At 70.3% G+C, this 12,642-nt stretch carries 9 protein-coding genes; 8 read left to right on the top strand and 1 reads right to left on the bottom strand.

Annotation, left to right across the window (positions count from 1 at the left end):
- Positions 1-186 precede the first annotated feature (186 nt).
- From OMP39_RS11940 to OMP39_RS11910, 7 genes are all read left to right on the top strand, one after another.
- Positions 187-846: a response regulator transcription factor gene (locus OMP39_RS11940; protein ID WP_264891942.1), complete on the top strand. Its 660-nt coding sequence runs from the start codon at positions 187-189 to the stop codon at positions 844-846.
- Between the two features lie 119 nt (positions 847-965).
- On the top strand, positions 966-2,273 hold the full coding sequence (locus OMP39_RS11935) for a sensor histidine kinase (protein ID WP_264891941.1): 1,308 nt from the start codon (positions 966-968) through the stop codon (positions 2,271-2,273).
- Positions 2,274-2,491: 218 nt separating this feature from the next.
- Positions 2,492-4,162 (top strand): MFS transporter, encoded by a 1,671-nt coding sequence (locus tag OMP39_RS11930; RefSeq protein WP_264891940.1) that lies wholly within the window; start codon positions 2,492-2,494, stop codon positions 4,160-4,162.
- An 81-nt stretch (positions 4,163-4,243) separates the two neighbouring features.
- The gene (locus OMP39_RS11925; protein WP_264891939.1) at positions 4,244-4,390 is read left to right on the top strand and encodes a hypothetical protein; all 147 of its coding nucleotides are present in this window, start codon (positions 4,244-4,246) and stop codon (positions 4,388-4,390) included.
- A 224-nt stretch (positions 4,391-4,614) separates the two neighbouring features.
- Positions 4,615-6,195: an OpgD/OpgG family glucan biosynthesis protein gene (locus OMP39_RS11920; protein WP_425340633.1), complete on the top strand. Its 1,581-nt coding sequence runs from the start codon at positions 4,615-4,617 to the stop codon at positions 6,193-6,195.
- Positions 6,196-6,369: 174 nt separating this feature from the next.
- Positions 6,370-6,609, top strand: a complete 240-nt coding sequence (locus OMP39_RS11915) for a hypothetical protein (RefSeq protein ID WP_264891937.1) — start codon at positions 6,370-6,372, stop codon at positions 6,607-6,609.
- Positions 6,610-6,735: 126 nt separating this feature from the next.
- Complete coding sequence (locus OMP39_RS11910; RefSeq protein ID WP_264891936.1) at positions 6,736-7,332, top strand: OmpW/AlkL family protein; 597 nt, start codon at positions 6,736-6,738, stop codon at positions 7,330-7,332.
- Positions 7,333-7,386: 54 nt separating this feature from the next.
- Here the strand turns inward: OMP39_RS11910 and OMP39_RS11905 are convergent, their stop codons facing one another.
- Entirely contained in the window at positions 7,387-8,208 is an 822-nt protein-coding gene (locus OMP39_RS11905) for a GNAT family N-acetyltransferase (protein WP_264891935.1), read from the bottom strand.
- A gap of 233 nt (positions 8,209-8,441) precedes the next feature.
- Between OMP39_RS11905 and OMP39_RS11900 the strand changes: the two genes are divergently transcribed.
- Positions 8,442-12,626 carry a PAS domain-containing protein gene (locus tag OMP39_RS11900; protein WP_264891934.1) on the top strand — a complete coding sequence of 1,395 codons (4,185 nt, stop codon included), beginning with the start codon at positions 8,442-8,444 and terminating at the stop codon, positions 12,624-12,626.
- Positions 12,627-12,642: the final 16 nt, after the last annotated feature.

Below are 12,642 nucleotides of genomic sequence, written 5' to 3'. Positions count from 1 at the left end.
CCGGCGGAAGCCGGAGATCGCATCCTTCGGCCTCGTCCTTCCCACGGCGCGGTCCCCAGCGCAACGACAACCGTTTCATGCGCGGCATTGCAGCACCCCTCGCTGAAGCCAGGCTGAAGCGCGGCCGGCGCTCGGCCGGGGCAGTGGTACCGTAATGCACGATCGCGACCTCCTCCCCTCTTGCGCATGCGACTGCTGCTGATCGAAGACGACGACATCCTCGGTGAAGGCCTGCGGGACTTCCTCCAGGCCGAAGGGCACCGCGTGCAGTGGTGCCGCAGGCTTTCCGAGGCGGTCGCGCATGAGCGTGAGCCTTGCGATGCCTGGCTCATCGACTGGGAGCTGCCGGATGGGTCCGGCCTGGAGTGGCTGCGCCGGCAACGCGCCCGTGGCGACGCGACGCCCGCCGTCATGCTCACGGCACGCGACTTGTTGAAACACCGGGTGCAAGGACTCGACGCGGGGGCGGACGACTACCTCGTCAAGCCCTTCGAACCCGAGGAGCTGGCGGCTCGGTTGCGCGCGGTGTGCCGGCGGCAAGCCGGGGCCGGCACCTCCCTGCTGCGTGCGGGTGAGGCCGAGGTCGACCTGTCAGCGCGAGCGGCCCGCCGTGCGGGCCTGCCGGTGGGACTCACCTCGCGGGAGTGGGCCGTGCTGGAGGCCCTGGCACTGCGCGCCGGCCGCATCGTGCCCAAGCACGATCTGGAGACCCTCGTCCACGGCGAACCGGGCGCGCTGGCCAGCAACGCGCTGGAGGTGCACGTCTCGAGCCTGCGCCGCAAGTTGGGCAAGGATGTGATCGAGACCGTGCGCGGGCTGGGCTACCGTTTCGGGGCCCTGCGATGAAGCCGGCAGCGCAAGGCGGCGCGGCGGGCAACAGGGCCCCCTCCTTCGAAGCCCGCGCAACTCGGCGTGACGATGGTGCGGCTCGCCCGTCCATCCGAGCCCGGCTCGGGCGGGCGCTCTTGGCGTGGTCGCTGCTGTGGAGTCTGGCCGTCGCTGGTGCGGCGGCGCTCGCCACCCGCCACGAGGTCGACGAACTGCTGGACGACGCGCTTCAGGCGGCAGCCGAGGTGCTGGCCGCGGCCCTTGCCGCCGATTTGCGGACTGCGGGGGTGGTGGCAACGCCCGTGCTCCCGCCCAGCGGGCGCTTTGCGTGGCAGATCGTGGCCCACCGGGGCGGCGAGGGCGCGCTCGCCTCGCGCTCGTCCACCGCACCCCAGACGCCGTGGACCTCGACGCCCACCGCAGGCTTCAGCGATGCGCCCGGCTGGCGGGTCTTCGGAGCCCCGCTCGGCCACGAGGGCCACATGCTCTACGTGGCTCAGACGCACGACGAGCGCCGCGAAGCGCGAACCGACATGGTGCTGAGCGCCGCGCTGGCCGCGCTGGCGATCGCCCTGCTGACGCAGGTGTGGCTGCGCGGGCGCGTGCGCCACGAACTCGAGCCGCTGGATCGCTTGGCTGAGCACCTGCGCACGCACGACCCGCTGGCGCCCGATGCCACGCTGCCCGCGGCCGAGCGCAGCGAACTCGTTCCCGTGCACGATGCCCTGGAGCAGTTGAGCGAGCGGCTCCAGCGCCGCCTGGCCCACGAACGGGCCTTCAGCGCCCACGCGGCGCACGCCTTGCGCACGCCGCTGGCCGGCCTGGACGCCCAACTGGCCACGGCACTGAAGGAATGCCCGCCCACGCTGCAGCCACGCCTCACCCGTGCCCGCGCCGCGGTGTCGCGCCTGCGCCGGGTGGTGGCCGCGCTGCTCGCGCTGTTCCGCAGCGATGTGGAGGTGCGCCCCGAGCCGGTCGATCTGGTCTCACTCGTCGAGCGGCTGCCCACCGAGGAGTTGCAGGTGGACGTGCGCGGGGCTGCCGTTTTGCGCGCAGACCCCGACCTGCTCGCTGCGGCGCTGGTCAACCTGTTGGACAACGCGGTGCGCCACGGCGCGCGCCGGGTGACGCTGACGGCCGAGCAGGGGCAGGGCCTTGGATCCTCGCCCCCGGGGCTCACGCCCACCCCCCGAGGGGGTGTCGGCCCGGCTTCGGGCGGCCGGGCGCCGGGCCTCACGGTGGAGGACGACGGGCCGGGGGTGGACGAGGCACGGCGTGCCGAGTTGCAGGCCGCGCTCGATGCCCAGGCCTACGAGGGCCGCACCGGCTTGGGCCTCATGTTGGCCGACATGGTGGCCCGCGCGCATGGCGGGCGCCTGCAACTGCTGCCCGCCGCGCACGGCTTCGCGGTGCGGCTCGTGCTCGGCGCCTCGGACGAGGCGTGAGGCGGGCCCCCGGGGCGCGAGATGCGCCTCGCGGGTCACCATTCCTTCCATCAGAAGCGCGGCGCCCGCACCGGCCCCGTCAGTTTCGAGTCAGCGCGACGTCAGGTGCTGTTGGCTGCGCGTCAGCGGTGGGTCAGAGCGGGCAACGATAGTCCACCTCACATGCCGCCGTCGCGGCGTGATGCGCATTGACGAGACATTCCTAAAGGAGACAAGTGATGGCAGCCGCACTACCGGCCGCGAAAGCGCCGATGACTGCCGAGGAGAAGAAGGTCATCTTCGCCTCCTCGCTGGGGACCGTGTTCGAGTGGTACGACTTCTACCTGTACGGCTCGCTCGCGGCGATCATCGCCAAGCAGTTCTTTGCCGGGCTCGACCCGACCTCGGCGTTCATCTTCGCGCTGCTGGCTTTCGCCGCAGGCTTCCTGGTCCGTCCGTTCGGCGCGCTGGTGTTCGGCCGCCTGGGCGACATGATCGGGCGCAAGTACACCTTCCTGGTCACCATCCTCCTCATGGGCCTGTCGACCTTCATCGTCGGCATCCTTCCCACGTATGCCGCGATCGGTGTGGCCGCGCCCATCATCCTCATCATCCTGCGCCTGCTGCAAGGCCTGGCGCTGGGCGGCGAGTACGGCGGTGCGGCGACCTACGTGGCCGAGCATGCGCCGCACGGCAAGCGCGGCGCCTACACCTCGTGGATCCAGACCACCGCGACGCTGGGCCTGTTCCTGTCGCTCATGGTGATCCTGGGCACCCGCACCGCGATGGGCGAGGAGGACTTCGCGGCCTGGGGCTGGCGTGTGCCCTTCCTCGTGTCCATCATCCTGCTCGGGATCTCGGTGTGGATCCGCATGAGCATGAACGAGTCGCCGGCCTTCAAGAAGATGAAGGCCGAGGGCAAGACGTCGAAGGCGCCGCTGTCCGAGTCGTTCGGTCAGTGGAAGAACCTCAAGATCGTGATCCTGGCGCTCGTGGGCCTGACCGCCGGCCAGGCGGTCGTGTGGTACACGGGCCAGTTCTACGCGCTGTTCTTCCTGACCCAGGCGCTCAAGGTGGACGCGGCCACGGCCAACGTGCTGGTGGCGGTCGCGCTGCTGATCGGCACGCCGTTCTTCGTCGTGTTCGGCACGCTGTCCGACAAGATCGGCCGCAAGCCCATCATCATGGCCGGCTGCCTGATCGCCGCGCTCACCTACTTCCCGCTGTTCAAGGCCCTGACGCAGGCCGCCAACCCGGACCTGGCCGCCGCCCAGGCACGCACCCAGGTGATCGTGACCGCCGATCCCAAGGAGTGCTCGTTCCAGGGCAGCCCGATCGCCCGCGAGATCGACTTCCGCACCTCCTGCGACATCGCCAAGCGCTACCTGGCGCAAAGCTCGGTGAGCTACGAGAACGCCGCGGGCAGCGGCCCGGCGTCGGTCAAGGTCGGCGACAAGGTCATCACCGCGCCGGCAGCCACCGTCTCGGGCGGCAAGTTCGATGAGGCCAGCACCAAGGCGATCGCCGCCTTCAAGAAGGACGTGAGCGATGCGCTCAAGGCCGCGGGCTATCCGGCCAAGGCCGACCCGGCCAAGGTCGACAAGGTCAAGGTGGTGGCGATCCTCACGCTGCTGGTCATCTACGTGACCATGGTGTACGGCCCGATCGCCGCGATGCTGGTCGAGCTGTTCCCGACCCGCATCCGCTACACCTCCATGAGCCTGCCCTACCACATCGGTAACGGCTGGTTCGGCGGTCTGTTGCCCACCACGTCCTTCGCCATCGTGGCCGCCACGGGCAACATGTACAACGGCTTGTGGTACCCGATCATCATCGCGGCCGCCACGTTCGTGATCGGGATGCTGTTCCTGCGCGAGACGAAGGACCGCGACATCTTCGCCAACGACTGACGTCTTTCGTTGGCTCCCACGAGCGGCCGGGCGGGCGCCAAGCCCGGCCCGACCGGTTTCAAGCAATAGGAGTCGAGAACCATGTGGAAACTGCTCGCCGGCTTCGCCGTGTTCGCGGCGCTGGCAATCTTCATGCTGTCCAAGGGCGGCGATATCGACATGAGTGGCGAGAAGCACGGCACCGAGGCGACCCACGCGCCGGCCGCCGCGCCGGCGGCGAGCAAGTAAGCAAAGCGCTCCACCACCAGCCCGCCCCGGCCCTGCACTGCGCAGGCCGGGGCGGGCCCCTTTTCGGGGGCGCCCATCGTGCCCCCGATGTCACGGATGGTTGCCAAGCTGCGCCCCGCGAGGCGCGGCGCCGCCGCCCGCTCCCACTACCATCGCCGGCGAGGTGCCGGCGCGGGCGTGGCCGCCCGCGCGCGGCGTGTGTGCATCTTCGACATCGGGACGACGTGCAAAGACGACACTTCCTTTCCTGCCTTGCCACCTTCTGCTCGACCGGTTCTCTGCTGAACTCGCCCGCCCGGGCGGTGCCCTTGGTGCCTCTGGGCAAGGCCCATCCCTTCGACTACGCCTGGCTCAAAGGCCAGGCCCGGGCGCTCGCAGGCCGCGCTCATCAACCTGCGCGCAACTCGGTGCCCAAGGCGATCGAGGCGCTCGACTGGGACCAGTACCAGTCGATCCGCTTTCGGCAGGACCACGCCTTGTGGCGCGACGAGAAGCTGCGCTTCCAGGCGCAGTTCTTCCACCTCGGCCTCTTCTACAAGACGCCGGTGCGCATGTTCGAGGTGGCGGGGGGCCAGGCGCAGGAGCTGGCCTACGACCCGGAGATGTTCGACCACCGCAAGAGCGGGCTCGACACGAAGGCCCTGCCCAAGGACCTCGGCTTTGCGGGCTTTCGCCTCAATTTCCACACCGACTGGACGCGGGACGTCGCAGCCTTCCTCGGCGCGAGCTACTTCCGCGCCGTGGGCGGGGAGTGGCAGTACGGCCTGTCGGCCCGCGGCCTGGCGATCGACACCGGCATGAGCCGGCCCGAGGAGTTCCCGAACTTCGTCGCGTTCTGGCTCGAGCGGCCGGCGCCGCAATCGAGCACGGTGACGGTCTATGCGCTGCTCGATTCGCCGAGCGTGGCCGGCGCCTACCGCTTCCTCATCACGCCGGGCGAGACGCTGGTGATGGACGTGGACGCCGCGCTCTATCCGCGCAAGCCGATCGAGCGGCTCGGCATCGCGCCGTGCACCAGCATGTTCCAGTTCGGCGAGAACGACAAGCGCATGGCCAACGACTGGCGCCCCGAGATCCACGACAGCGACGGCCTGCAGATGTGGACCGGCCGCGGCGAGTGGATCTGGCGGCCGCTGGCCAATCCCGAGCGTCTGCGCTTCAATGCCTACCTCGACGAGAACCCCCGGGGCTTCGGCCTGATGCAGCGCGACCGCGACTTCGACCACTACCAGGACGACGGCGTGTTCTACGAACGGCGTCCGAGCCTGTGGGTCGAGCCCAAGGCAGGCTGGGGCAAGGGCTCGGTGCAACTCGTCGAGATCCCGACGATCGACGAGACGTTCGACAACATCGTCGCCTTCTGGAACCCGCAGGACAAGCCGCAGCCGGGGCAGGAACTGCTGTTCGGCTACCGCCTGCATTGGGGCGCCGACAGCCCCGTCAAGCCGGGCGTCGCCCGCTGCGTCGCCACCCGCACGGGCATCGGAGGCATCGTCGGGCAACCGCGCAAGTACTTCTCGTGGCGCTTCGCGGTGGACTTCGCAGGCGGCGACCTCGCGTTGCTGGGCAAGGACGCGGTGGTCGAGCCGGTCATCACGGCCTCGCGCGGCAAGATCGAAATCACCTCGGCCCGGCCACTGCACTCCATCCGCGGCTACCGCGCGATGTTCGACCTGCGTCCGACGGACGAGAGCACGCAGCCCATCGACCTGCGCCTGTACCTGCGCTGCAACGGCCAGGCGCTCACCGAAACCTGGCTCTACCAGTGGGACCCGCCTGCCCCGTCGCAGCGCAAGTTCGCGTGAGCGGGACCTCCCCCCCGCGTGGAAACCGCTCGTAAGCAAGGCGCGCCTGCCGACGCAATTGCTCACGTGTGAGAGGCGCGTACACCCCCGCGTTCGGGTCGGCCGCTAGCCTTGCCCGTTTTCAAGACGCGCCGGCGAAGTCGCACCGGCGCCGAGGCCGAACGGGAAGAACAGATGCGGTCGTTGGGATACGTGGTGGTGGGGGCGCTGGCGGGCAGCCTGCTCCTGGGGTTGGGGCTCTACCTTGGCGCCGTGGCGGTGGAGGCCTTGGGGCTCGGCTGGTTCGAGCCGAGCCGTGAGGCGACGCTCAACCGGCTGGTGCTGTGGGCCTGGGCGGTGTTTGCGGCGGGCGGCGCGGTGTGGGGCCTCGCGCGCGCGCTGCGCGCCCGCCGCGCCTCGTCGGTGTGGCGTTGACCCAGCTCAAAGCTTCGGATCCGGGTAAACCCAGGGGTCGCGGGCGTTGATGCACCGCAACGAATTCCCCCTACGGGTGTCATGGAATAGGGGCGGGAATGTTCCCTGGACCTCGATACCCAAGACATGAAAGCCAAGTACAGCCTCCTCGCTCTCGTGGCCGCGGCCAGCTTCGCCTCTCTCGGTGCACAGGCCGCCGAGCCCTCGCCCTGGCTGGTGCGCGTGCGCGCCGTCAATCTGGACAGCGCCAACAAGGACTCCACGGGCTTGGACCTGAGCGTGAACGACAAGGTCATTCCGGAAGTCGACGTCTCCTACTTCTTCACGCCCAACCTCGCCGCCGAGCTCATCCTCACCTACCCGCAGAAGCACGACGTGCGCGCGGGCGGCACCGAGATCGGCTCGCTCAAGCACCTGCCGCCCACGCTCACGGTGCAGTACCACTTCGACGGCATGGGCGCGTTCAAGCCCTACGTCGGCGCGGGCCTCAACTACACGCGCTTCTCCAACGTGGACCTGCCCGCCGGCGTCACCATCGACAAGGACAGCTTCGGCCTGGCGCTGCAAGTCGGTGCCGATTACGAGATCAGCAAGAACGTCTACCTGAACCTGGACGTGAAGAAGGTGCAGATCCGCACAGACGTCAAGGCGGGCGGCGCCAAGCTCGGCACCTTCAAGGTCGACCCGCTGCTGGTCGGCGTGGGGGTGGGCTTCCGGTTCTGATGGCGCAGCGGGCCGGGCGACCGGCCCGTGTCCGCGCCGCCGCCTCGAAGGGCTTCAGGCCCCCAGAAAGTGCCGGCGGTACTTCACCGGCAGATCGCCGATGCGCATCATCATCGGCAAATCGGCCGTGTTGAAGTCCGGGTCCCAGGCCGGCGCCCCGAGGATGCGGGCGCCGCACCGCAGGTAGCCCTTGATCAACGCCGGTGGCTCCACCGCGAGGTCGCGTCGCAGTTCCTCCACCGGCAGGCACAGCCGCGGCTGCACGCGGTACTCGATCGGCGCAAGGTGCGAGTGCCGCAGTTGCTCCCACAGGCTCGCGGCCACGTGTCCGCCGTCGCGCATGCTGACACTGGCGCAGCCGATCATCGTGTCCAGGTGGTTGTGCACCATGAACTGGGCGAGCGCGCCCCACAGGGCGAGGATCACCGCGCCCGAGCGGTGTTCGGGGTGCACGCAGGAGCGGCCGAGTTCGACCATGCGAGGGCGCAGGCCGCGCAGGCGAGTGAGGTCGAACTCCGTCTCGCTGTACAGGCCGCCGATGCGGCGGGCCGCGGCGGGCGTGAGCACCCGGTAAGTCCCGACCACCGGGGCGGCCCCTTGCGCATCGACGGCACGCACCAGCAGATGCTCGCAGTAGGCATCGAAGACGTCCACGTCGTGTCCGGGCGGCGTGCCTTTCGGGCACGTCAGGCGGGCCCCCATTTCCTCGCCGAAGACCAGGTACCTCAGCCTCTGGGCTTCCAGAACTTCGTCGGCATGGCGCGCCCAAGCCACCACCAGTTTGGCAGTGTCCACCGGCGTCGAGCCGCGGTGAAGGGACCTCCGCGGGGCCCGGATCTCGGAAATCGGCAGCGTCGGCAGCGGCAGGTCCCTCATGCAGTGCTCCTCGTTCTAGGACCTCCAGGCTAGGCGGGGGCCGTGACGCGGCCGTGAACGCCCCGTGACGGCGGCGTGACGACCCTGCCCGGGCTGCACGGCACGCCGAACGTCCGGAAAGTGAATGGGATTGCGGCCATTGAGGGGTTTTCCGGCCTCTGGCCTCGTGCCCGCGTGGTAACTTCCTCGCGCTGCCCGCCGATCGCGGCCCCCGCCCGAGCCGCTCACAGCCCATGCCCGCTCCTGCCGACTCCTCACACCGCGCGCCCGCCGCACCGTGGCGGGGGTTGCTGGAGTTGGTGCGGGAGCGGCGCGCGTCCTTGCCCGCCGATCAGGTGCAGGAACTCGCGGTGGACACGCTGGGCGTGATCGCCGTGGTCGCGGCAGGGGCCGTCGTTCTGACGATCCTGTTGATGCCGGCGGCCTCGTCGGCCTCGCTCACGGTGTCGGTGGGGTTGGCCGTCGTGGCCGTGACCTTGCGGTACTGGGCGCGGCGCCGGTATTCACCGGCCGTCCCCTGGGTGGCACTGGGGCTCGCGCTCGTCGGCAGTCTCGCGTGGATCGTCGTGCTCGGCACGGTTCAGGCGGTGCAATCGCTGGTGCTGCTGCTGCCCATCGTCTTCTCGACCTTCCTGTTCGGCGCGCGCGCAGGGCTGGGCGTGGCGGCGATGGCCTCGGCGGCGATGTTCCTGCTCGCCTATCTTCAATCGCACGGCGCAGCCCTCGGACCGCGCGCGATCTCGCCGTGGAACCAGGCCTGGGTGTTCACCGAGTTCGCGGTGATGCTGTGCCTGGTGTTGCTGGTGTTGCGGCGGCACATGGCACGGTGGCAGCACGCCGAGCAGGAACAACGCCTGATACGAGAACGCGAGGCGGAGCTGCGCGAAGTGCACCAGCGCCTGGCGACCGCCGTGCAGGCCGGGCAGTTCGGCTCTTGGGACTACGACGTGCAGCAGCGCCGCTTCAGCTACGACGCGCAGGAAGCACGTATCTACGGGCTGGCCGGTCAGGCCGGAGAACGGCCGGTGGACGACTGGTACCGCGTGCTGCACCCCGACGACCGCAAGCGTCACGAGGCCGCCTTCTGGCATGCGGTCCAGGGGACGGACCGTCAGGAGCAGGTGGTTCGCGTCCTCCGGCCCGATGGCGCCGTGCGGTGGGTCCACACCTGCTTCTACGTCGAGCGCGACGAGACGGGACAGGCGAGACGACTGGTGGGCCTCGATCGCGACGTGACGCAGGAAATGCAGTCGCGGCAGCGACAGGAGGCCGCGCTGCAGCGGCGCAACCTGGCGGTGCGCGCCGTTCGCGGCTCCTTGTGGGAGTACGACGGCACGACCGGCTTCGTGGTGCGTGACAAGGACCTGCCGTCGCTTCTCGGCTGGCCCGACGACCGGCTGGTCCATCGCTTCGAGGACGTGCTGCCGCTCGTCGAGCCGGCCCAGCAGGAGGAGTACCGCCGCTTCGTCGAGCGCATCGTGCACGGCGACGAAGACAGCCTCGAAGCGGTCTTCTCGTTGCGCCTGCCCGGTGGGCAGTCACGACACCTGCGCACCCTCGTGCAAGTCGAGCGCGATGCGCAGGGGCGCGCACGGCGGGCGGTGGGCATGGATGTGGATGTGACCGGCGACGTGCGCGCGCGGCACGCGCTGCAGGAGACGAACGAACGGCTGACGGTGGCGCTGTCTGCGGTCCAGGCTTCGGTGTGGGAGCTCGACGCCGCGACGGGCCGCCTGCAGTGGGACGAGCGGGGCGCTGAGCTCTACGGTCTCGACCTGAACGCCGACCCCTCGGCGTGGGAGCGGCTGATCGTGCCCGCGGACCGCGAGACCACCCTCGAGCGGTGGCACGCCTGCCTGCGCGACCCGCGATGCTCCACGTATGCCCTGGAGTACACCATCGAGCGGCCGGACGGTGTGCGCCGGCACATCCGCTGTACCGGGCGCAACGAGCGCGACGAGCAGGGCCGCCTGCTGCGCTCGGTCGGGCTGGACTTGGACGTGACCGAGCAACGCGAGACGGCTCGCCGCATGGAGGAGCTCGCCGCGCGGCTCACGCTGGCCCTGTCGGTCTCCGGCATGGGCGTGTGGATGGTGGATCTGCGCGACGGCCGACGCGAGTGGAACGACGAGCTGTACCGCATCTACGGCCTTGCTCCTCGACCCGAGGGCCTGAGCGATGCGCAGTGGGAGGCCATGATCCACCTCGACGATCGCGAGCGCGTCATGCGCGACACCGCGCGCACGCGCCGGGGCGAGCTGCAGGGCGTGGGCGAGTTCCGCATCGTCCGGCCCGACGGCGAGGTTCGACACCTGCGCAGCGCCGCGCGCCAGGTGCGCGACGAGATCGGCCGCATCGAACGCATCGTCGGGGTCACCTTCGATGTGACCGACCAGCACCGCGCCACCGAGGCGATCGAACGGGCGCGTCTCGCGGCCGTGGAAGCCAGCCGCCTCAAGAGCGAGTTCCTCGCCAACGTGAGCCACGAGATCCGCACGCCGATGAACGGCATCATCGGCATGACGGAGCTGGCGCTGCAAGGGCGGCTCGAGGCGCGCGAGCAGGCGTACGTCGCCAAGGCCCATCAGGCGGCGCGGCAGTTGCTGGGCGTCCTCAACGACCTGCTCGACTTCTCCAAGATCGAAGCGGGCAAGCTGCAGATCGAGCACACCGAGTTCGCGCTCGAGGATCTGCTGGAGCGCTCGCTGGACCTCGTCGCCCCTCAAGCCGCCGCCAAGGGTCTCGAGCTCGTCGTCGACGTGCCGGCGAGCCTGCCCGCGCACCATGTGGGCGATCCCACCCGGTTGGGGCAGGTGCTGTCGAACCTGCTGTCCAATGCGGTCAAGTTCACGGAGCAGGGCAGCATCGTGCTGCGCGTGCGCGAGGCCGACCGGCCGCAGAGCACCGGCACACGGCTGCGTTTCGAAGTGTGCGACACCGGCATCGGGCTGGACGCCGACCAGCAATCGCGGCTCTTCGAGCCCTTCACCCAAGCCGATGCCTCCACCACGCGGCGGTTCGGCGGCACCGGCCTCGGCCTGGTCATCTCCCGGCGGCTGGTGGAGTTCATGGGGGGCGCGATGGGTCTGCATTCCCAGCCGGGCCACGGGTCCACCTTCTGGTTCGAACTCGCGCTCGGCGTGCCCACGCACGCGCCCGTCTCGTGGGTGCATGCTGCCTGCGGGTGTGCGGTGCCTCACACCGTGGTGGTCTTCGATGCGTGCGGGACCCGCCGGGCCGCGGTGGAGCAATGGCTCCAAGCGTGGGGTCACCGCGTCGTGGCCCCGGCCGAGCCGCAGCCCGCGGCTCTCGGGCTCGCTGCCGCCGACGATCTACCGGGCGAGGCCGCCTCTGCACCCGTCGTCGTCCTGCTCGATGCGGCGCTGTTCCAGGCGTCGCGCTCATCGTGGCTCGGGTGGTGGAGCGCACATGCGTCGCGGCCCGGGCCCAGGCCGCGCGTGCACCTCGTCTGCGGCCTGCTGGAGCAAGACGAGCTGCGGCCCGACATCGAGCGTCTGGGGTGGCAAGGCTGTCTGCTGAAACCGGTGCTGCCGGGGCGCTTGTGCGCGGCGCTGCACGGCCAGGCGCCGCAGCCGCTGGCGCCTGCCGTGGCGCGCGACAGCGCCCCTCTGGCCGGTGTGCGCGTGCTGCTGGCCGAGGACAACCCTCTGAACCAGGAACTGGCGTGCGAGATCCTCGAGCGCGCCGGCGTCGAAGTGACCACGGTCGGCACCGGGGCCCAGGCCGTGCGCGAGGTGCAGCGCCAGCACTTCGACCTGGTGCTGATGGATGTCCAGATGCCCGAGATGGACGGCCTCGAGGCCACCGAGGCGATCCGGGCCCTCGGCGGCCGCTTCGCCGAGCTGCCCATCGTGGCGATGACCGCGCATGCCATGGCCGGCGACCGCGAGCTCTCGCTGCGCGCCGGGATGAACGAGCATCTGACCAAGCCCATCGACTCCGGCCTGCTGGTGCGCACCTTGGCGCGCTGGACCAAGCCGGGCGCCGGCCCGAACGGCCTGCGCGGCTCGACGCACGATCTGCCGGCGTCCAGGCCGGAGGCCGGTTCCGAGGGCCGCGCCGCGTCCGTGCTGGACCCCGCCCAGGGGCTGCGCGTGTGTGGGGGCATGCCTTCGCTGTACCGGCGGGCGCTGGAGCGCTTCGCCGAGATGTACCGGGAGCCGGCGGTCTCCGGGCGCGAGCCGGCGGCCGAGCAGCGGCGCCAGGTGCACAGCCTGAAGGGGGTCGCGGCCAGTCTGGGGCTGCGTGCGCTGGAGGCGGTGTCGCGCCGGATCGAGCCGCGGTTCGTCGGCGGAGGCCGGCTGTCCGCGGACGACGTCGACGCCCTCGAGCGAGCCCTTGCGCAGGCGCGCCGCGCGGTGGCGGATTACCTTGCCAGCGACAGCACCGACGGGTGAGGCCGGCACCGGGCCG

Origin of the sequence: Schlegelella aquatica (assembly GCF_026013905.1) — a bacterium.
Lineage (GTDB): Bacteria > Pseudomonadota > Gammaproteobacteria > Burkholderiales > Burkholderiaceae_C > Caldimonas > Caldimonas aquatica.
Note: the sequence above shows the minus strand (reverse complement) of the source record. Positions and strands in the feature narration are given on the sequence as shown.

What these genes read in the sequence shown, in the direction of transcription:
- OMP39_RS11915 (WP_264891937.1), top strand. Translation starts at nt 6,370, where the DNA reads ATGCGGTCGTTGGGATACGTGGTGGTGGGGGCGCTGGCGGGCAGCCTG.
- OMP39_RS11910 (WP_264891936.1), top strand. Translation starts at nt 6,736, where the DNA reads ATGAAAGCCAAGTACAGCCTCCTCGCTCTCGTGGCCGCGGCCAGCTTC.
- OMP39_RS11930 (WP_264891940.1), top strand. Translation starts at nt 2,492, where the DNA reads ATGGCAGCCGCACTACCGGCCGCGAAAGCGCCGATGACTGCCGAGGAG.
- OMP39_RS11905 (WP_264891935.1), bottom strand. Translation starts at nt 8,208, where the DNA reads ATGAGGGACCTGCCGCTGCCGACGCTGCCGATTTCCGAGATCCGGGCC.
- OMP39_RS11900 (WP_264891934.1), top strand. Translation starts at nt 8,442, where the DNA reads ATGCCCGCTCCTGCCGACTCCTCACACCGCGCGCCCGCCGCACCGTGG.
- OMP39_RS11940 (WP_264891942.1), top strand. Translation starts at nt 187, where the DNA reads ATGCGACTGCTGCTGATCGAAGACGACGACATCCTCGGTGAAGGCCTG.
- OMP39_RS11925 (WP_264891939.1), top strand. Translation starts at nt 4,244, where the DNA reads ATGTGGAAACTGCTCGCCGGCTTCGCCGTGTTCGCGGCGCTGGCAATC.